18 protein-coding genes are annotated in these 20,713 nt (G+C 63.2%); 7 read left to right on the top strand and 11 right to left on the bottom strand.

Annotated elements, in window-relative coordinates; all coding sequences use genetic code 11:
• Positions 1-192: 192 nt before the first annotated feature.
• The 4 genes from BJD99_RS01310 (at position 193) to BJD99_RS01295 (ending at position 5,332) form a co-directional block, all read left to right on the top strand.
• On the top strand, positions 193-1,233 hold the full coding sequence (locus tag BJD99_RS01310) for an iron ABC transporter substrate-binding protein (RefSeq protein WP_084345000.1): 1,041 nt from the start codon (positions 193-195) through the stop codon (positions 1,231-1,233).
• Between the two features lie 71 nt (positions 1,234-1,304).
• Complete coding sequence (locus BJD99_RS01305) at positions 1,305-2,819, top strand: iron ABC transporter permease (RefSeq protein WP_179142138.1); 1,515 nt, start codon at positions 1,305-1,307, stop codon at positions 2,817-2,819.
• Positions 2,816-3,856 (top strand): ABC transporter ATP-binding protein, encoded by a 1,041-nt coding sequence (locus tag BJD99_RS01300; RefSeq protein ID WP_084344998.1) that lies wholly within the window; start codon positions 2,816-2,818, stop codon positions 3,854-3,856. The genes BJD99_RS01305 and BJD99_RS01300 overlap by 4 nt, the downstream gene beginning before the upstream one ends.
• A 21-nt stretch (positions 3,857-3,877) precedes the next feature.
• Positions 3,878-5,332 (top strand): YdiU family protein, encoded by a 1,455-nt coding sequence (locus BJD99_RS01295; protein ID WP_084344997.1) that lies wholly within the window; start codon positions 3,878-3,880, stop codon positions 5,330-5,332.
• A 14-nt stretch (positions 5,333-5,346) separates the two neighbouring features.
• Here the strand turns inward: BJD99_RS01295 and BJD99_RS01290 are convergent, their stop codons facing one another.
• Complete coding sequence (locus BJD99_RS01290) at positions 5,347-5,802, bottom strand: carboxymuconolactone decarboxylase family protein (RefSeq protein WP_084344996.1); 456 nt, start codon at positions 5,800-5,802, stop codon at positions 5,347-5,349.
• Positions 5,803-5,849: 47 nt separating this feature from the next.
• Here BJD99_RS01290 and BJD99_RS01285 point away from each other — a divergent pair, with 47 nt between their 5' ends.
• On the top strand, positions 5,850-7,262 hold the full coding sequence (locus tag BJD99_RS01285) for a PLP-dependent aminotransferase family protein (RefSeq protein WP_084344995.1): 1,413 nt from the start codon (positions 5,850-5,852) through the stop codon (positions 7,260-7,262).
• Positions 7,263-7,389: 127 nt separating this feature from the next.
• Here BJD99_RS01285 and BJD99_RS01280 read toward each other — a convergent pair whose 3' ends face one another.
• The 6 genes from BJD99_RS01280 to BJD99_RS01255 form a co-directional block, all read right to left on the bottom strand.
• On the bottom strand, positions 7,390-8,127 hold the full coding sequence (locus BJD99_RS01280) for an SDR family oxidoreductase (protein ID WP_084344994.1): 738 nt from the start codon (positions 8,125-8,127) through the stop codon (positions 7,390-7,392).
• Positions 8,127-9,149 carry a phosphotransferase family protein gene (locus BJD99_RS01275; protein WP_084344993.1) on the bottom strand — a complete coding sequence of 341 codons (1,023 nt, stop codon included), beginning with the start codon at positions 9,147-9,149 and terminating at the stop codon, positions 8,127-8,129. Before BJD99_RS01275 ends, BJD99_RS01280 begins: the two co-directional genes overlap by 1 nt.
• The gene (locus BJD99_RS01270; protein ID WP_084344992.1) at positions 9,146-10,357 is read right to left on the bottom strand and encodes an acyl-CoA dehydrogenase family protein; all 1,212 of its coding nucleotides are present in this window, start codon (positions 10,355-10,357) and stop codon (positions 9,146-9,148) included. The genes BJD99_RS01275 and BJD99_RS01270 overlap by 4 nt, the downstream gene beginning before the upstream one ends.
• Positions 10,358-10,431: 74 nt before the next feature.
• Positions 10,432-11,145, bottom strand: a complete 714-nt coding sequence (locus tag BJD99_RS01265; protein WP_084344991.1) for a haloacid dehalogenase type II — start codon at positions 11,143-11,145, stop codon at positions 10,432-10,434.
• Between the two features lie 72 nt (positions 11,146-11,217).
• Positions 11,218-12,198, bottom strand: a complete 981-nt coding sequence (locus tag BJD99_RS01260; protein WP_084344990.1) for a hypothetical protein — start codon at positions 12,196-12,198, stop codon at positions 11,218-11,220.
• 108 nt (positions 12,199-12,306) lie between these two features.
• A complete protein-coding gene (locus BJD99_RS01255) occupies positions 12,307-12,768 on the bottom strand; it encodes an NUDIX domain-containing protein (RefSeq protein ID WP_084344989.1) in 462 nt (153 codons plus the stop codon).
• 405 nt (positions 12,769-13,173) lie between these two features.
• Between BJD99_RS01255 and BJD99_RS01250 the strand changes: the two genes are divergently transcribed.
• Complete coding sequence (locus BJD99_RS01250; RefSeq protein WP_084344988.1) at positions 13,174-13,947, top strand: sulfite exporter TauE/SafE family protein; 774 nt, start codon at positions 13,174-13,176, stop codon at positions 13,945-13,947.
• Between the two features lie 58 nt (positions 13,948-14,005).
• Entirely contained in the window at positions 14,006-15,367 is a 1,362-nt protein-coding gene (locus BJD99_RS01245) for a rhodanese-like domain-containing protein (RefSeq protein ID WP_084344987.1), read from the top strand.
• Between the two features lie 40 nt (positions 15,368-15,407).
• Here BJD99_RS01245 and BJD99_RS01240 read toward each other — a convergent pair whose 3' ends face one another.
• From BJD99_RS01240 to BJD99_RS01225, 4 genes are all read right to left on the bottom strand, one after another.
• Positions 15,408-16,709: a lipase family protein gene (locus BJD99_RS01240; RefSeq protein WP_084344986.1), complete on the bottom strand. Its 1,302-nt coding sequence runs from the start codon at positions 16,707-16,709 to the stop codon at positions 15,408-15,410.
• An 81-nt stretch (positions 16,710-16,790) separates the two neighbouring features.
• Complete coding sequence (locus tag BJD99_RS01235; protein WP_084344985.1) at positions 16,791-17,501, bottom strand: response regulator; 711 nt, start codon at positions 17,499-17,501, stop codon at positions 16,791-16,793.
• Positions 17,482-20,040, bottom strand: a complete 2,559-nt coding sequence (locus BJD99_RS01230) for a sensor histidine kinase KdpD (protein WP_084344984.1) — start codon at positions 20,038-20,040, stop codon at positions 17,482-17,484. The genes BJD99_RS01235 and BJD99_RS01230 overlap by 20 nt, the downstream gene beginning before the upstream one ends.
• 34 nt (positions 20,041-20,074) lie before the next feature.
• On the bottom strand, positions 20,075-20,713 hold the full coding sequence (locus tag BJD99_RS01225; RefSeq protein ID WP_084344983.1) for a potassium-transporting ATPase subunit C: 639 nt from the start codon (positions 20,711-20,713) through the stop codon (positions 20,075-20,077).

Genomic DNA, 20,713 nt, shown 5'->3' with positions numbered 1-20,713 from the left:
TGCGCTCGATGTGCCATCAGCCGGCTCTGACCAGGGGACGTGGGCTACTCCGCGTCACCTCGCCCGGATGACACGCACCACATCGCGAATCCAGCGCCCATCACCCCTGGTCGTTAGGTTTGCCAATCCTGGGTATGGCATCATTTTTGTAGACGGCTGGAAAGGTCCCGCTGCGCCGACAAAGGACATTCGATGAAAAGACGAAACGGACTGACGTCTGCGGTTGCACTTGCTGCTGCCGCTGTGTTGACCATGTCGGGGTGCTCGAATTCCGGATCGGACAACGAGACCGACTCTGGCGCGGCCAAGAAGATCACCGTGTACAACGCGCAGCACGAGTCGCTGACGCAGGAGTGGGCCGACGCCTTCACTGCGGAGTCCGGCATCGAGGTGGAACTGCGTAACGGCAGCGATTCCGAACTCGGCAACCAACTCGTAGCCGAGGGCGATCGGTCACCCGCAGATGTGTTCCTCACCGAGAACTCCCCCGCTATGACGCTGGTGGAGAACGCCGGGCTGTTCGCCGACGTGAACCAGGACGCCCTCGACCAGGTGCCGAGCCAATACCGTCCGTCGAGCAACAAGTGGACCGGCATCGCAGCCCGTTCCACCGTCTTCGCATACAACAAGGACATGTTGAAGCAGGATCAGCTGCCGAAGTCTCTGCTCGATCTGCAGGATCCCGCATGGAAGGACCGCTGGGCCGCCTCACCATCGGGCGCCGATTTCCAAGCAATCGTCAGCGCGCTGCTGGAGCTGAAAGGTGAAGACGCCACTCGGCAATGGCTGGCGGGGATGAAGGACAATGTCCGCACCTACAAGGGCAACAGCACGGTGATGAAGGCCGTCAATGCCGGTGAAATCCCGGGCGGGGTCATCTACCACTACTACTGGTTCGGGGATCAGGCCAAGACCGGCGAGAACAGCAACAACGTCGCACTCCACTACTTCAAGAACGAGGACCCGGGCGCATTTGTCAGCGTCTCCGGCGGGGGCGTTCTGGGATCCAGTTCGAAACAGGATGCGGCACAACAGTTCCTGAAGTTCATCACTGGTCGCCAAGGTCAGGACGTCTTACAGACCGGGACGTCGTTCGAGTACACGGTGGGCAGCGACGTCGCGGCAAACCCGGAGCTCGTTCCGCTGGCTGATCTACAAGCGCCGCAGGTGGACCCGGCGAAGCTCAACAGCCCGCAGGTTTCCGAACTGATGACCGAAGCCGGCCTGCTCTGAATCTCGAACTGATCGGCCGGCGACGGCCGAGGGAGTCGAATACGTTGCGTCGCGGTAGATCCCGACGTCGTATCTCGCTGCCCTTGGCCGTCGCCGCGCTCGTCGTGGCGGCCGCATCGATCATCCCGCTCGGGTACGTGATCGTAGAAAGTATCGACACGGGCTTCGATACTGCGTCGTCGTTGTTGTTCCGACCCAGGGTTGGGGAGCTACTCACCAACACGGTCTTGCTCGTCGTCATCACAGTGCCGATCTGCATCGTCATCGGCGTCATGGCTGCCTGGCTCGTCGAACGCACCCGAGTGTTCGGAGCCAAGGTCTGGGCAGTGCTGCTGGCGGCGCCACTTGCCGTACCGGCGTTCGTGAACAGTTATTCGTGGGTGAGTACCGTCCCCTCCCTCGGTGGCTTGCATGGCGGCGTTCTCATCGCGACGATGTCTTATTTTCCGCTGGTCTACATACCTGTGTCTGCGACGCTACGTCGGCTGGACCCAGCGGTAGAGGAGTCGGCGCGCGCTCTCGGAGCCGGTCCGTGGGCCGTGTTCTTCCAGGTCGTGGTGCCACAGTTGCGGCTGGCCATAGCCGGCGGGGCTCTGCTGGTTTCCCTGCACCTGCTCGCCGAGTACGGCGCGTTCGTCTTCATCCGGTTCGACACGTTCACCACCGCGATCTTCGATCAGTACCAGTCGACGTTCAACGGGTCGGCAGCGACGATGCTCGCCAGTGTCCTGGTATTGCTCTGTCTCACGCTGCTGGTGATCGAATCGGTCGTCCGGGGCAACGCGCGGTACGCCCGAATCGGCGCTGGTGCTGCGCGTCGGGCCGTCCACGCCGAACTCGGTTGGAAGAACTCGATGGTCGCGCTGTTGTTCCTCGCTGCGCTGATCGTCCTGTCCGTCGGTGTCCCGGTCGTCAGCGTCCTGCGCTGGCTCGTCATCGGCGGAGCCGCGGTGTGGGAGCTCGATTTCCTCGGCTCCGCGGTGGTCCAGACTGTCGGCTTCGGTGTTGCCGGCGCGGTAGTAACCTGCGTTCTCGCCTTCCCGATCGCCTGGATTTCGATCCGCCGCCGCGGGCGACTCAGTCGCATCCTCGAAGCCTGCACGTACATCTCGAGTTCGCTACCAGGAATCGTGGTGGCACTGGCATTCATCACCGTGTCCATCCGCTACCTGCAGCCGCTCTATCAAACAGTCACCGTCGTTATCGCGGCGTACGCACTGCTCTTTCTGCCCCGCGCGCTGGTGAACCTGAGAGCCGGACTTGCGCAGGCGCCCATCGGTCTGGAGGAGTCCGCACAGTCGCTCGGTATCTCACCGCTGTCGGCCTTCATCCGAGTGACGTTGCCGCTCGCTGCCCCAGCCACGGCGGCCGGTGGGGCGTTGGTGTTCTTGGGAATCGTCAACGAATTGACCGCGACTCTGCTGCTGGCACCGACCGGTACTCGTACCCTGGCCACGCAGTTCTGGTCACTGAGCAGCGAGATCGACTACGCCGGGGCGGCGCCGTACGCATTCATGATGATCGTGCTGTCGCTGCCCATGACCTACGTACTCTTCACTCAGTCGAAGAAGGTAGCCGGACTATGACCTACACACTCGAAGTGCACGGCCTCGACAAAAGGTTCGGACCTACGACCGTCTTGAACCAGATCGGATTCACCGTCGAGAGTGGATCCACCACCGCGATCGTCGGTCCATCCGGTTGTGGCAAAACGACGTTGCTTCGTCTGATCGCCGGATTCGAACGACCGGACGCCGGAACCATCGCACTCGCCGGCCGTGTCGTTGCCGGCGGAAGTTGGACACCCGCACACCGGCGGTCGATAGGCTACGTCGCCCAGGACGGGGCATTGTTCCCGCACACCACTGTCGGTGCCAACGTCGGATTCGGGTTGCCCCGGCGGGGCCGGACCACAGCCAGAATCACCGAACTACTCGAAATGGTCTCGCTGGACGCATCTTTCGCTACCCGTCGACCCGACCAACTCTCGGGCGGGCAGCAGCAACGCGTTGCGCTAGCTCGGGCCTTGGCCCGCGAACCCGAACTGATGTTGCTCGACGAACCGTTCTCAGCGCTCGACGCCGGGTTGCGGGCGCATACGCGTCGGATCGTCGCCGGCGTTCTGGAGAAGGCCGGAATCACCACGATTCTCGTCACTCACGATCAGCCCGAGGCGCTTTCGTTCGCAGACCGCGTGGCAGTGATGAGTGCAGGCCACCTCGCGCAGATCGGAACCCCCAGCGAAATCTATTCCACGCCCATCGACGTCCCCACCGCTCGATTCATCGGCGACGCCGTCGTATTGGCAGCGTTCGTCACCGCAGGCACGGCCCGCTGCGCCCTCGGCGACATCGCGGTCGCATCGAACAGCGCTCATGGCGACGTGCGCGTCATGGTGCGTCCGGAGCAGATAGAACTCACGCCGGACGGTACAGGCGTATCCGGAAGAGTGATCGACGTCGAATACCTCGGATCGGAGATGTTGCTCGGCATCCGCCTGGATACCGCAACTGGAACGGACACCGGACGGGTGACGGTCCGGCGCTTCGGTGCCACCACCCTCATCCCTGGGGACCACGTGCGCGTCCGTGTCGTCGGCCAGGCCGTGACCTACCCCGCCTGAGGCGCCCAGTTACCCTCGGTTATGGCCGTACACCCGAAGCTCCACGCAATTCCAGGCCTCGCCAGCACCTTTGCCGATCAGTTGGAAGGCCTTGCGGTCCCGTGGGAAGGCGCGTCCGCGCCCGAGCCGAGACTGCTCGTACTCAACGAAGAGTTGGCGGCGTCGTTGAACCTCGACGTCGATGCGCTGCGCGGTGAGGACGGGGTGGCCATCCTGTCCGGATCAGCAGCTCCCGAAGGTTCGAGCCCAGTGGCGATGGCCTACGCCGGGCATCAATTCGGTGGATACGTACCCATGCTCGGCGACGGGCGCGCACTGCTGCTCGGTGAGCTCAGCAGCGCCAAGGGCCAGGTCGATCTGCACCTCAAAGGATCTGGCCGTACACCTTTCTCACGCGGCGGCGACGGCCTGGCCGCGACGGGACCGATGCTGCGCGAATACTTGATCAGCGAGGCGATGAATTCGCTCGGCGTCCCCACCACGCGAGCGCTGTCGGTCACCGCCACTGGCCGCGACGTAATGCGCGAGGGCCCCGAACCCGGTGCGGTGCTCGCCCGAGTCGCCGCCAGTCACATTCGCGTCGGAACGTTCGAGTTCGCGGTTCGACAGGAAGGCCAGGTGCAACTACTCGCCGATTACACCATTGCCCGTCACTATCCGGATCTTGCCGGGGACTACTCGGCGTTCTTCGAGGCCGTCGTCGAAGCACAAGCGTCACTGGTCGCGCGATGGATGCTCACCGGATTCGTCCACGGTGTGATGAACACCGACAACACCACGATCTCCGGCCAGACCATCGACTACGGCCCCTGCGCGTTCCTCGATGCCTACGATCGGTCTGCGGTGTTCAGTTCGATCGACCACGGTCGCCGCTACGCCTTCGAGAACCAACCCACCGTGCTGCAGTGGAACTTGGCGAGATTCGGCGAAACGCTGCTCGCGCTCATCGGGCCTACTCCCGAACAAGCGATCCCGGTTGTGACCGACATTCTCGATACCTTCTTCGATCGGTACGAACGCCACTTCGCGACGGGTATGGCGGCCAAGCTCGGCCTGACCGAGGAACAACTCGACGGAGTAGCGGTCGACGATCTGCTCCAGCTCATGGAAACCCATGGCGCCGACTGGACCGGCACCTTTCGCGCTCTCGCCGACGAACTGCGCGGCAACCCCGAGCCCCTCGACGCTCTGATCCCGCGCGAACACAGCCGGCCGTGGCTCGACCCTTGGCGGTCGGCCCTGACCGACGAAGCGCACACAGCCGACGCGATGGACCGCATCAATCCGCTCTACATCCCACGGAACCATCTCGTCGACGCCGCCCTACGCGCTGCAACAGGCGGCGACCTCGAGCCGTTCGAGAAGCTACTGGACGTCGTGACCCATCCGTTCGACCTCCGCGAAGGCTTCTCGGACTATGCGCAACCTGCACCGCAACTGTTCGCGGAAAGCTTCCGGACGTTCTGCGGGACCTGATCCGTGCTCGAAGACTAGGCAGTTCGGTTGTCGACGCCAGGGATCAGGTGCGTTGTGATGCCGATGCGATTCCACGCGTTGATGGTGAAAATTTGCGCGATCAACTGGGCAATGCCGTGGTCGTCGAAATGCTCGGCGACGCGGTCGTACACGTCGTCGGGGACACCACCTTGCGAGATCAACGTGACCGATTCGGTGAGTGCCAGGACGACCTGCTCCTTCTCATCGAAGAAATTTCTCGCATCCCGCCACACCGCCACCAGCGCCAGCCTCTCTTCGCTCTCCCCAGCTTTGCGTGCGTCGGATGTGTGCATGTGCAGGCAGTACGCGCACCCGTTCAGCTGCGATGCTCGGATCCTGATCAGCTCCGCCAGGGATGGATCGATTCCCGCTCTGGTGGCGGCATCGAGTGCGACCAATGCCTTGCGGACTGCAGGATCGGAAGATGCGAAGTCGATTCGTGTTGTCATGCCAGGAACACTACGAGGCCAGGTGACCGCAGGTATGGTTCAATCCCGTGGTCGAAAATCTGGTCAATCGACATCCATCTGCCGTCGATCTGCATCTGAATCTCGCTCCCGACGGCTCTCGTAAGGCAGCACTGTCCGAAGCATTGCGCGAGGCAGTGACCTCGGGTCGTCTCGAATCCGGATTCAAGCTTCCGTCCTACCGAGCACTGGCCGAGGACCTCGCAATTGCGCGAAACACCGTGGCCGAGACCTACGCCGAACTCGTCTCCGAGGGGTGGCTGGAGGCACGGCAAGGCTCCGGCACCCGCGTCGCACATCGCCCTGGAGCACCGCAAGAAAAGGCCAGAGCAGTCATCCGAGCCGAGATTCGGCCACAGTTCGAATTCCGTTCCGGCAGGCCGGATCCCACGACCTTCCCCAGGTCGCGATGGCTTGCCTCTGCTCGACGCGCAGTAACAGCAGCACCGACGCACGCATTCGGGCCGGGTGATCCGCACGGCAGGATCGAGTTGCGTCGGGCACTGGCCGACTATCTGTCGCGCACGCGCGGGTTGGTCACCGATCCACGCAAAATTGTGGTGTGCGCCGGCTTTTCTCACGCCGCTGAGATCCTTTCCGACGTGGTTGCGGCGCCACCGTTCGCAGTCGAATCGTACGGACTCCCGTTTCACCGAGCGATCTACGAGAAGACCGGCCCGACGATTGCGCTTCCGATCGACCGAAACGGTTGCATCACCGACGAACTCACGAGCACGGACGCGCAGGTGGCGGTATTGACTCCGAGCCACCAATTCCCCACCGGATCATCACTACATCCACGACGGCGCACCGCTGCCATCGACTGGGCACGCACGACCGGAGGGCTAGTGGTGGAGGACGACTACGACGGCGAGTTCCGGTTCGACCGAACTCCGGTAGGTGCAATGCAAAGCCTCGACCCGGACCGAGTGATGTACGTGGGCTCGGTGTCGAAGAGCCTCTCTCCCGCGCTTCGGTTGGGTTGGATGGTCGTTCCGGAACGACTACTGGATCCGGTCCTCGAAGCCAAGGGTGTTCGCGAATCGACCGTGGGCGTGATCGACCAACTCACTCTCGCCGATCTGATCGCAACCGGCGGGTACGACCGCCATGTCCGCGCGATGCGAACGCGCTATCGGCGCCGCCGTGCTCACTTGATCGATGCTCTCGGAGAACGAGTTCCGTATGTTGCAACGATGGGGATCTCCGCGGGTTTGCAAGTAGTGGTGACACTCCCACCGGGCACAGAATCGGCGGTGCTCCGCGCGGCCGGCGATGTCGGAGTCGCCGTCGACGGACTCTCGCGGTTCCGACACCCTGACGCAGCCGGCAAGAAGGTGGACGGCCTTCTCGTCGGCTACTCCGCTCCGACGGAGCACACGTTTCCTGCTGCAGTCGACGCGTTGGTGAACGTCTTGGTCAGCGTTGGCCGAGTCCGCTGAGTGGGTTCGGGGCGGATTCCGCGCGCCCCTGATCGCTTCAATGGTCCTTTCATACGATTGTTTCGTATGAAAGGACCATTGAAGCAAAGGAATTGGGCGCGAGCGGAATTTGGGTTGCGCGAGGCCGTCAGGCGCCGAGACCTGCTCCGGCCCGCGTGACGACGATGCGCGGAACCACGGCGCGGGAGGAGAGGTTCAGAATGCTCGTGGCCAGTTCGACGATGTCGGCGACCTGGATCATCGTGTCTGCCGGAATCTTGTCCTTGGTCCAGTCGCTCATGTCCGTGTCCACGTACCCGGGTGCGATCGAGGTGCCGGTGACGCCGTTACCACTTTCCTCCGAGTTGAGTGTGTCGATCAGGGAGAGCACCGCTGCCTTCGTGGCACCGTAGATGCCGAGTCCGGCTTCGGAATAGACGCCGGCAAGGGACGCGAGTGCAATGACTTTTGCGCCCTTGTCCGGGTTCTTCTCGGCCGCGGCACGCAGCAGCGGTATCGAACTCTGCAACAACGTGAACGGTGCTCGCAGATTGACGTCGAGCGTCTTGTCGAATCGACGCATCGGGTAGTCGGCAATCGAACCTGCGGTTCCCACACCGGCATTGAGGATCAGGGCATCCATGGAATCGAAGTGTTCACGGTGTGCCGCGACGATCTTGTCGGCGGACTCACGGTCGGCAAGGTCGGCGGCGACTGTCACGACGCGTGGTGCACCTGCCGCGCGCAACGCCGGTTCGACAGCGTCGAGTGTCTCCTTCGTTCGCGCAGTGATGGTGAGCGAGTACCCCAATTCCGCTAAGCGGGTAGCGATTCCGAGGCCGATCCCGCGCGATCCGCCGGTGATGAGAGCAGATTTTCCGACCATCAGTTCTTCCCTTCGATCGCTCGTAAGCCTGCTGCCATGAACTCGTGTGTCGCTTCCGCTGCGGCTGCCGCCCCCGAACCGGTGTCGGAGCCCGCCAGTGCGCGATGAGTGATGCCCTCGCCGATGACCCCGAGCTTGAAGTTCGCCAGCGCGATGTAGAAGTTCCAGTCGGTCAGCTCGACTCCGCTCGCTTGCGAATACAGTTGAGCCAGTTCGTCCGCGGTCGGGTAGCGATCACTGGTCCATGCCGCGCTGACACCGAGGACGTCGTCGAAAATCGGCTGCCGATAGACACACATCAATGCGACGTCGGTAAGCGGATCGCCCAGCGTGGACATCTCCCAGTCCACGACGGCAGCAATGGAACTGGTGTCACCTTCGGTGAGGATGACGTTGTCCACCCGGTAGTCGCCGTGCACGATGCTCGACGCCGACCTGGACGGAATTGCGGCCTGCAGCTTGTCTCGCAGCCGATCGACATCAGCGAGATCGCGCGTCTTGACCGACTCCCACTGCCGTGCCCACGTCCTGACCTGCCTGCCGACGAAACCGTCCGGCTTTCCGAACGACCCGAGCCCTACGGCCTCGAAGTCGACCGAATGAAGCAGTGCGATCACTCGGACCAATTCCGCTGTGTTGGCGGCAATGTCGGCATCGGACAGATCGTCGAGATCGGCGCGTGTTCGAATGACCCGGCCTGGCTCGAAGTCGACGATGGTCATGGGAGCACCGAGGACTACGCCCTCGGCGTCGAAGGCAACGGTTTTCGCAACTGGAACCTCGGTACTCTGCAGCGCGTTGGTGACAGCCCACTCGCGGGCCATGTCATGCGCCGACGGCGTCAACCCGCTGGTGGGCGGTCGGCGAACCACCCATGCCGAGGTGTCGTCGTAGGCTTTGAAGGTCAGGTTGGAGCGGCCGCCGCTGATCAGCTCGACCCTGAGCTCACCGGAGACTTCGACGCCGCTCTCGGACAGGAGCTTTTTCAGCGCGGGCGTATCCATGCCTGGTAGTTCGCTCATGCGTTCGCCTCTCGTCCTGCTCTTTTCGCGGCGCCGACAACCCGCTTCGCGATGGCCCAGCGATGGACCTCGGACGGGCCGTCGTATACCCGGAAAGGGCGGATTTCACGCGAGAGCCGCGCGAGGGGAAGGTCATCGGAAACCCCGAGGCCGCCGCACATCTGGATACTGCGGTCGACGATCCGGAAGACGGCTTCGGCGGCGAAGGTCTTCGCGATCGACGTCTCGTTGCCGGCAGTCGAGCCCTGATCGAGCGCAAAGCAGGCCTGGACCAGTAGCGCTCGCGTCGCGGCGATGTCGATTTCGTTGTCGGCAACCATCTTCTGGATCATGCCCAAATCGCCGAGGACCGAGCCGAACCCTTCACGCTGCGCGACCTGTGCGACAGCGATCTCGTGTCCGCGTCTGGCTGCACCGAGCCAGCGCATGACGTGTGTCATGCGGGCGGGTCCGAGACGCACCTGCGCGTAATTGAATCCTTCGTCGACGGCACCGAGCACGTTCTCGTCGGGGACGAAGACATTGTCGAAGAAGACCTCGCAGTGCCCACCGATCGTCGCTTGGTCGAGTGTGCCGATGTGGCGGCCGACCTTGATACCTTCGGTGTCGGCGGGAGCGAGGAACATCGTCGCTCCTGCGCGGTCACCGGGCTTGCCTGCGGTGCGGGCCATGATGATGAAGAATCCTGCGCCGTCGGCGCCGGTGATGAACCATTTGTGCCCGTCGATGCGCCAGCCGCCGTCGACCTTGATTCCGGTGGACCTCAACGCCGAGGGATCCGAGCCGGCACCCGGTGCGGGTTCGGTCATCGCGAATGCCGACCGGACATCGCCCGCTGCCAGCGGCGCCAGGAACTGTTCTTTCTGTGGCCCGGAGGCAATGTGCGCCAGCATGTGCACGTTTCCCTCGTCGGGCGCCCCGATGTTGAGCGCGGCAGGTCCGAAGAGCGAGTATCCGCCCTCTTCGAACAGGGGTGCGCGGTCGCTCATGTTCAGGCCTGCGCCGCCGTACTCGATGGGTGCGTGGGGCGCGAACACGCCTGCTTTCTTCGCCGCCTGTTGCAGCGAAATCCGCAGCTCATCGCCACCTGCGTCGGTGAAATTTCCGAGGAATTCGTCTTCGACCGGGAGGACTTCTTCCCGTATGAACGTCCGCGTTTTGCCGATCAGCGCCTGGACGTGGGGTGAGTAGGTCAGATCGACAGCCACAGACATGCTCCTCGAAATCTCAGACCGAGCGATCGCTCGGTAAGGAGCACGCTCCCATGCTTCGGCCGGGTCCGTCAAGATGCGACATCGCTTCCGAAGCGCTGGGCCAGCCGCACGAGGGAGGTCGCTTCCAGATCCGGGGCGTGAAAGTAGTCGGGGTACCCGCCGCCGTCGCGGTTCAGCCACGCCGTGGCCAACCCGGCTCGGCTTGCCCCATCGATGTCCCAGGGATGGACGGCCACGAGCATGGCCTCGCGTGGATCGTCGACGTCGCATTGCGCGAGTGCGTACTCGTAGGCGTGGGCAGCAGGCTTCCATTCTCCGACTGCATCGACGGAGAGCAGCATCTCGAATCTGCTCAGCAGTCCGGCCGAATCGAGAAGTTTCTCGGCGACGCCGACCGACCCGTTACTGAGGGTGATCATCCGAATCCCGATCTCTGCCAAGGCGGTGACCCCGTCCGCGACGTCCGGGTGGACGTCGAGCCTGAGGAATCCGTCCATGATGTGTTCGACTGCTGCGTCGAGCGGTCGGTTGAGCTGCACACCATGAAGCATCGCTTTCAGCAACCTCGACCCCACGTCCGCGAACTTCCCCGCATTCCCTGCAGCGCTCAAAGCGAACCCGTCGCGCAAGAGGCCACCGAACCACGACCCCGCCAAGGGCGAGGTCGCTCCTACATCGACGAACCGCTCCGGCATCGTCGACATATCGGACAGAGTTTCGTTGACGTCGAAAACGATCACCCGCGGTCGACGAGGATTGCCGACGAAGGTCGATGAACTCATAGAGACTCCTGTCGTTGGCGTATGCCCACCGGAACCCACTGCCAGGGCATATCCATTCCAGTCTCTACCTCGTCACTGGTACGAGACCATCAACGGTTGCGGCTGTCGCAGCATCGTCTCGGCGGGCGTGAACATCGGCGCGTCCTCGTCGTAGAAGTTCTTCCACCCCAATGGTGTTCCCACGGGGAGGGAGTCTCGGACCGCGGCCCAAGTTTCCTCTTTCGCTGCCGGGCCACCTTGGCCGTCCATGTGCACCAAAATTTGAACGCCAGGCTGGGAGAGCTCGACGCGCTCGAGTCCGCGCACCATCTGAAGTTGAAATTGGTGCAGTAGCAACAGCTTCTGCGGTAGATCACCTGCAGTCACTATGCCGTCGAGCAGGGCTTTCACCTCTTCGATTTCGACTGCATCGACGCTACCCACCCGCTCGAGTGGGTACTGGCCGGGCTCGAGTTTCCATTCCGGATCGAGCGCGAGTCCCACATTGGGAAACGCGAGCAACTCTGCATAGATGCGTGCTTGATCGACGAAACGGGCCCGGCCGGGCTGCAGATCCAACAGCACGTAAACGCCCGCCTGCTGTGCTTTCTCGACCCATGGCCGCAACATCTCCACACTGGCCTCACCGGAGTAGTCCCCATCCGGTCCGGGCGCTTGGTGAGCGACTGTGGCGATGAGCTCGAATGTCGGCACGACCGGTACTTCGCTGAATTCTTGGTATTGGGCTGCCAAATGCCGAACCCGGTCGATTGCTGCATCCGGACCCTGCTCACCGAGGGCACCGAGCCCGGGGGCACCCGGATGTCCGTAGAGCGCGACCAGTCGACGGCCCGGGAAAAGCTGTCTACCACCACCAGGAAGTTCCACTGGTTCAGGAACCACTGCTGGTTCAGGAACCACTGCCGCGGGTGTGTCGGGGCTATCAGCGGAGACGCCCGACGTCGCCGGAGCGGGTTCGGTGGCCCCGGCGGTACAGCCGGCCGTCAGCAACAGTGCCATCACTGCGGCAGCGGCGGCGTATCGAGAACATGTGGGTGAACCAGGACTGTGCATCGTCGCTCCCCCTTTTTCACAGAGCACCTCTTGGTGCGTGCGCAGCGTAGACACAAACGATGCTCGTGACCAACTTGCCCGACGCCATTCCTGGCTGCGGCGCAAGTATCAATCGACCACGTTTTCCTGGAGATGGTCGAGTAGGACCACTTGTGCCGCATTGAGCTTCGAACGGGCCTCGGCGACCGAAAACCACTCGACCCGATCGATCTCCGGAAATGTAGTCTTCGTGCCGGACTTGGGCGGCCACTCCATTTCGAAGGTGTTGCTGACGGCACTTGCGGGATCGAAGTCAGCTTCGACGGCGAAGACAGTCACGATCTTGCCGCCGCGCTGAGTGATGACGGGTAACTCGATCGACAGCTCTTCCGGTGGCTCGTAGCCGGTCTCTTCGGTGAACTCGCGTCGGGCGGCGTCGCGGGGATCCTCGTCGGTGTACTCACCTTTGACGACCGACCAGGCACCGAGGTCCTTGCGACTCCAGAACGGGCCCCCGGGGTGCGCGATCAACACCTCGAGGACGTCGCCCCGTCGTCGAAACGGAAGTAGGCCCGCACTCTTCTTCGGCACTCGAGCAGCATGGCAGATGCAACTGCTTCGTAAAGTCGCATTCATACCCCCTGGGGTACTTGCATACCCCCCTTGGTATATGACAACCTGGAAGCAACCCGACAGACAGGACTGGATATGTGCAACCCCGTCAAATGCCCGAAGTGTGGCAAGACCACCTGGGCCGGCTGCGGTCGCCACGTCGACGACGTTATGAGAAATGTTCCAGCATCTCGCCAGTGCACCTGCGCGCCCGAGCCGGCGGCACCGACAGGAAACAAAATCTTCCGCTCACTGTTCCGCCGTTAGCTCTACCAGCGTCGGACTCCATTGCCGCAGTTCGACGCCCGGAAGGATTCCCACCATGAGCATCACTCTGCACGCAGCCATCGACACATTCGGCGACCAGGCAGCAATGCAGCGCTGATGACACTGGTCCTGGCTCTGATTCTCGGCGTCGCCGTCGGCATCCTGCTCGGTCTCCTCGGAGGCGGTGGGTCGATCCTGGCCGTTCCGGTCCTCGTCTACGCCCTCGGACTACCGCTGTCGGAGGCGATACCGACCTCGCTGTTGGTGATCGGCATCGCCTCGGCAACCGGTGCGATCCCCAAGGTGCGGGCACGGCTCATCGAATGGCGACTGGCTGCAATCTTCGCGGCCACCGGCATAGTCGGCACCCTGGTAGGTACAGCCGTGGGGAGGCATCTGCCCGATACCGCCGTGATGATCGGCTTCGCGATCGTCATGATCATCGCTGGAACACGCATGCTGCGCACCAACGATGACCTCGGAACTGCTTGCAGGACCGACAATTCCGGGATCGACTGGCGGCGATGCGCACCGCGGTCCATACCGACAGGTTTCGGTGTCGGCGTTCTCACCGGACTGTTCGGCGTCGGCGGAGGATTCCTCATCATTCCGGCCTTGGTGCTGCTGTTGGGAATCGAAATGAGTGTTGCCGTCGGGACCTCGCTGGTAGTCATCGTGGCCAACTCCGCCGCAGGTCTTCTCGCCCAATCAGGAGGCCTCGGTGGGAACTGGCCCCTCACCGTCACATTCGCCGCCGCCGCGATTGTCGGCTCCCTTGCAGCAGGACGCTTCAGCAACCGCGTCGATGCCGACAAGCTCCGGCAATGGTTCGCCTACCTGGTGTTCGCCGTCGCAGGCTACGTGCTCGTCGACACCCTCTTCCTCTCATGACGGTCGATGGCCTCGCGGCCCTCTCCGCATGCCGACAACGACCCCAAGGAGCACTCACATGAACGCGACCGCACCGGACATCGCCATCATCGAAACCACGAGCCTCGGCGACCGCAGCTACTTCATCAGCTACGACGGCGTTGCGGTCGTCATCGATCCCCAACGTGACATCGACCGCGTCCAGGCATTGGCTGCGGACAAGAGCGCCAGGATCACGCACGTGCTCGAAACCCACATACACAACGACTACGTGACCGGTGGACTCGAACTCGCCCGCGCTACCGGTGCCCAGTACCTCGTCCCGGACGGCGATCCCGTCGAATACGAACGCCGAGCCGTGCTCGACGGCGACATCATCGAGGCGGGCGCGATGACACTGCAGGTCATGCACACCCCAGGCCACACTCATCACCACGTCAGCTACGTTCTGCGCCATGACGGTGAGCCGATCGCGATCTTCACCGGTGGCTCGATGCTCTACGGATCCACCGGCCGCACCGACCTACTCGGCTCCGAGCACACCGAGGAACTCACCCACGCGCAGTTCCACTCGGTTCGTCGTATCGCTGCCGAACTACCCGCCGATGTCGAGGTCTACCCCACCCACGGTTTCGGTAGCTTCTGTTCCGCCACCCCCACTACCGGCGATTCCTCCACCATTGCCCAACAGCAGCAGTCCAATCCTGCTTTGACTCAGGACGAACAGAGCTATGTCGAGGAATTGATCGCCGGTTTGTCCGCGTATCCCGCTTACTACGCGCACATGGGCGTCATCAATGCCCAGGGGCCGGAACCGATCGACCTGTCCATGCCCGAGCCCGTCGATCCCGAGGAACTTCGTCGCCGCATCGACGCCGGACAATGGGTCGTCGACCTACGTGCACGCACCGCATTCGCCGCCGGACACCTCGATGGATCTCTCGGCTTCGAGCTGTCCTCGAGCTTCGTCACCTACCTCGGCTGGCTCTACCAATGGGGTGCGCCGCTGACGCTGATCGGCGAATCATCCGATCAGATTGCAGAGGCCACCCGAGAGCTTGCGCGCATCGGTATCGATCGCCCCTCCGGTTCTGCTGTCGGAGAGATTCATTCGCTCGTCGGTGATGGAGAATTGCGGTCGTACGAGGTGTCCGACTTCGCCGGACTCGGTGGCGCTGCCGGTGAGCGTGAGGTACTCGTACTCGACACGCGTCAACACTCCGAGTACGCAGACGGCCATATCCCCGGTGCCGTCAACATCCCTCTCCACGAACTGCCGCATCGCCTCGCGGAGATCCCGGCCGGCGAGATTTGGGTGCACTGTGCATCCGGTTACCGTGCCTCGATCGCAGCCTCGCTGCTCGACCGAGCAGACCGCAGCGTCGTCCTCATCGACGACGATTACGACAGCGCAGTCGAGCTCGGCCTGCAAAAAATCTGACTGAACCGCCGAGTCCTCGGCTCGGCAACGAGCTAATGGCTCACAGTCGGCGACCGAACAGAACCAACACCGCCGACCACAGCAGCGCAAGGAGACCGAACGCTGCGCGGAGCGAGAACGCCGTCGACCAGACGGTGTTGACTCCCGACGGCGGCACCGGCCGTCCCGCGAATCGATCCTCCAACCAGTCGAGCGTCAGCGGAGCCGAAAGCGGATGCAACGACAAGTGCTCGCTGAACCGATCGCGAAGGTAGGTGACGTGCGCACCGTGGTTCAGATAGCGATCGACCTGACTGTCGACGTCGTCGACCGCGATGATCTGATCGTGCACCGCCTGGACCACGAGCATCGGCACGGTCGGTGCTATCTGCCCTGGCTGGATGGCTTGAAAGATGTCGAGGACTTCGGGGCTGGCCAGCAGGTCGGCGAGGGGTATATCGATGTACTCGTCCAGGTCGTGCCGCGCGAGTCTCCTCACAGCCGAGACGGTGGTGAGATCGTTCACCGAGTCGAGCAGCTCGAGACCGGCCGAACTGACGTGTTGCGTTATGAAGCGGTCGAGGTCGGGGTAGGTGCGGCGCAGGCCCGCGACCACCAGCGTCGGCAGGCCGGCATGCACTGTCGCATTGAGCCGAATGAAAGCCGAGGCGGGATCGCCGACCGGTGATCCGAGTGCTGCTCCGAGAAGATTGATCTCCGGTGCATACTCGGGAGCCATCTCCGCCGCCCACGACGACGCCAGGCCGCCACCGGAGTAACCCCACAACCCAACCGGACCGTCCCTTCTCAGTCCAAGTGGCGAGAAGCTCAGGGCCGCACGCACCGCATCGAGCGTGCAGAACCCCGGCTCACGGGGTGATCCCCAATGCCCATGCGGGCCTTCATGATCCGGAATCGAGACCGCCCATCCTCGGCGGAGCGCATGGAGGATCAATACGAATTCGAACTGCGGGACCGCGCCCCACGCTTTCGCACCCTTCTGCAGCGCGTACGAGGGAAAACACGAATCCGACACCGCATCGATCGCGCACTGATAGGACAGCAGCGGCACATCGCCGACGCCCGTTCCACGCGGCCGCAGTACCGTGGTCACGCTCGCTTGTGGCGCATCGTCGAGGTCGTTGGTGCGATAGAGCAATTGCCAGGCGTCGACCTGCTGCGTAATACGGCCATAGAGGGCCAAGTCCACTTCGCGTATCCGAAGGATCGCCCCCGGTTCCGTCGTCTCGAAACCCGCCGGCGGGGCATAGAACGCGTCGTCAGAGGGCCGAAGTGCCCGTCGAGGCCGTGGCGATTCTTCCGCCGAGAACGGCGTTGCGCCACTGTCCCTGTCGACGCTCATCGCCCACCCCTTTTTATCCGAGTCTTTCAGTCACAGTAACCCGGGGAAAGGATAACCGGTCTCGGCCGCCGGCCATGGACCTCACTCGACGAGCCGGTACCCCATTCCCGTTTCGGTGATCAGATGGCGTGGCTGCGCGGGATCGACTTCCAGTTTGCGCCGCAGTTGGGACATGTAGATCCGAAGATAGTTGGATCCATGATCGTGGCCGGGGCCCCATACCGTTCTGAGTAGCTCTTTCTGCCCGACGAGTTTTCCGTTGTTGCGGGCGAGCATTTCGAGTACACCCCACTCGGTCCGGGTGAGGTGTACTCGCTGCCCTTCCCTGGTGACGGTCTTCGAGGCCAGGTTCACGGTGAACGTCGAGGTTGTGACGATCGGGTCCACTCGTCCACTGGCGGCAACCCTCCTACGCACCGCAACCCGTAACCGGGCCAGGAACTCGTCCATCCCGAACGGTTTGGTGACGTAGTCGTCCGCCCCTGCATCGAGCGCCTCGATCTTGTCGCTGCTGTCGGTACGTGCGGACAACACGATCACCGGGACATCGCTCCACCCTCTCAACCCGGCGAGGACTTCGAGCCCGCCGAGTCCCGGTAGCCCGAGGTCGAGCACCACCACGTCCGGGCGCTCGGAGGCAATCGCGCGCAGAGCTCCCGTTCCGGTGTCAGCGGTCACGACGTCGTACCCCCGCGCCGAGAGATTGATGCGCAGCGCCCGCACGATCTGCGGTTCGTCGTCGACGACTAGAACTCGCGTCCTGCCGACGACCTCATCCACGGGTCGCTGCATCGGTAATATCATGGGCCACAGCATTATTGGTCAGCGATGCCGCCGATGCCAACTCTACGGTCATCGTTACTCCCCCACCGGCGGTCTCGGAGATGGTGACCGCTCCTTTCATTGCCTCGACGAATCCACGAACAACCGACAGGCCCAGACCGACGCCTGTGGTGTTGTCACTGTCCCCCAGCCGCTGGAACGCTTCGAAGACTGCCTCTTCGGTACCTCTCGCGATTCCAGGTCCACTGTCGGACACAGTGATCAGAGCTCGACTCCCCGCATACGTTGCGCCCACCCGCACCGGCGTTCCGGGGGCGTGACGCAGCGCGTTGTCGATCAGATTGGCCAAAACCCGCTCGAGCAACCCCGCATCTGCAGCAACAGCCACGTCATCGACGTCCACGATCACCCGCTCGCGGCTGCCGGCGGCGGCCGAACTGGCCAGGGCAGCGGACACCGCATCCTCGACATAGACCACCGTCGAGCTCGGTGTGATCACGCCAGCAGCCAGTCTCGACGAATCGAGTAGGTTCCCGACCAGTCCGGTCAGCTGGTCGGTCGATTCTTCGATGGTAGTGAGAAGTTCGGCGGTGTCTTCCGGTGAGAATTCCACGTCGGTGCTGCGCAGGCTGGACACGGACGCCTTGACTGCGGCAAGGGGCGTCCGGAGGTCATGGCTGACGGCCGAAAGCAGAGCGCGCCGAAGGCGATCCGCTTCGGCAAGACCGGCGGCTTTACTCGCTTCGAGTGCCAGTTCGGATTGCCTGATCAACCCCATCGCCTGATTGGCGACGGCGCTGAGTACACGGCGGTCGTGTGCGCCGGTCTTCGATCCGGACAGAAGAAGGGTGAAGGTACCGTCGGCGGTCTCGATTGCCGTGTCGGCGTCGTCGGGCTCGGCCGGCGGGTCCTCTCCGACGGATTCGACGACGCTGCCCTCAGCTCTGATGATCGAAACCGCTCGTTGTGAGTACGTTTCACGGACCCGCTCGAGCAGCGTCCTGATGTCGCCGCCGCGCAGAACGGTTCCGGCGAACAGGGTCAGCAGCTCTGCCTCCTGAGATGCTCTGCGCGCCTGTACTGTTCGACGGGCTGCGGAGTCGACGAGAAATGCCACGGCGACTGCCATGATGAGCAGCACTATCGTGGTGACGAAGTTGTCGGGTTCGGCGATGGTGAAGCTGTGTCGCGGGTCCGCGAAGAAGTAGTTGAGCAGCAAGCCGGCAATCAGTGCCGACAATGCTGCGGGCGCAACGCCACCGAGGAGCGCCACTCCGAGTACGACCATGAAGAACAGAGCGCTCTCGCCGCCGAGGTCGAGGTACGGATCCACGAGCAGCATCGCCAGTGCCGAGAGGAAGGGGACGATGACCGCAGCGGCCCAGGACAGGATGCGACGCTGCGTCGGTACCAGTCGCTTGATCCGCCAACCACGGCTGATTTCGGCGTGAGTGACCATGTGCACGTCGATCTTTCCCGAGTGCTGAATAACAGTCGCACCGATGCCCGCATCCATGATCCGAGCCCAGCGGGACCGCCTCGAGGTTCCGATGACCAACTGGGTGGCGTTCGCACTCCGCGCAAACTCGAGCAGCGTGGAGGGCACATCGTCGCCGACGACGCTGTGCATGCTGGCGCCGAGGCTGGCCGCGAGCTTGCGCACCTTACCCATCTGTGGCGCGGAAACACCTGCCATACCGTCACCACGGATGACGTGCAGCACCATCAGCTCCGCACTCGACTTCGAGGCGATACGGCTGGCCCTCCGGAGCAGGGTTTCCGATTCCGGCCCGCCGGTGACCGAGACGACGACACGTTCCCGCGTCTCCCACGTGTCGGTGATGTCGTGTGAGCTGCGGTATTTCGTCAACGCCGCGTCGACCTGATCGGCTATCCACAACAGGGACAGCTCACGCAGCGCGGTCAAATTTCCTTGACGGAAGTAGTTGCTCAACGCTGCATCGACCTTCGCTGCAGCATAGATATTGCCGTGGGACAGCCGACGCCGCAACGCTTCCGGTGCGACGTCGACCAGTTCTATCTGCTCTGCACCGCGGACCACCGAGTCCGGAACGGTTTCGCGCTGCGGTACCCCGGTGATCTGCTCGACCACATCGTTGAGGCTTTCCAGGTGCTGCACGTTCAGCGTCGACACGACGTCGATGCCGGCGTCGAGAAGCTCCTCTACGTCCTGCCAACGCTTCTCGTGCGTGCTCCCCGGCGTGTTGGTGTGGGCGAGCTCGTCGACCAGTACCAGGCTCGGGTTTCGTTCGATGATCGCGGCCACGTCGAGTTCGTGTGCCGTCGATCCCCGGTATTGGATCGAACGCAGAGGGATCTGCTCGATCCCCTCGAGCAACTCGGCAGTGCGGGCGCGGCCGTGGGTTTCCACCACGCCCGCGACCACATCGCAGCCACGTTCCTGCCTGCGGTGCGCTTCACCGAGCATCGCGAAGGTCTTCCCGACGCCCGGTGCCGCACCGAGGTAGATCCGCAGATCACCGCGGTCGGGTCCAACAGAACCGCGCCTGCCTGCCGTGTTGCTCATACTCCTCGTCCTACCGCATCTGTCCGCTCGGCGCTTAGCGTGTGCCGCAGCCCGGCGCGGTCAATCCGAGCGCAAGGTTGAGCTCGGCCACGTTCACTCTCTCACTGCCGAGGAACCCGAACTGGCGTCCGTCGGTGTGCTCGGCTACCAACGAGGCGACAGTGTCCTTACTCATTCCGTTGACGGTCGCGACTCGTTCGATCTGAATCTGCGCGTACGCCGGACTGATCTGGGGGTCGATGCCCGATCCTGAGCCGGTCAATGCGTCGACCGGGACAGCAGCGGGGTCGACGTTCTCGCGCTCGGCGATCACCTCGCGACGCTCCTCGACGAATGCCGCCAGAGCCTCACTGCTCGGTCCCTGGTTGGTCGGCAGTCCTGCTGCCGGGTCACCCGTTGCGAAAGCATCCTCATCCGATACCGAACCGGTGACGCGAGCATGGAAGAAGGGATCCGGTTGCCCGGGGTCGACCTGTGAGTCGACACCGACGAGGCTGCTACCTACGACGCAGCCGTTGGCGTCGGTCAACGGCGACCCCTCGGCAGAGTTCGAGCCGATACGGCTCACTGCCCAGACCGCCGCCGGGTAACCGATACCCAAGATGACCGTCAATACCAACAGAACCGACAATCCTGCCGCGATCTGCCCGAAAAACCTCTGTACGAACCGCAT

It is taken from the genome of Rhodococcus sp. 1163, assembly GCF_002091985.1.
In the GTDB taxonomy this organism is placed as follows: domain Bacteria; phylum Actinomycetota; class Actinomycetes; order Mycobacteriales; family Mycobacteriaceae; genus Rhodococcoides.
This window is presented reverse-complemented; position numbering and strand designations above follow the sequence as displayed.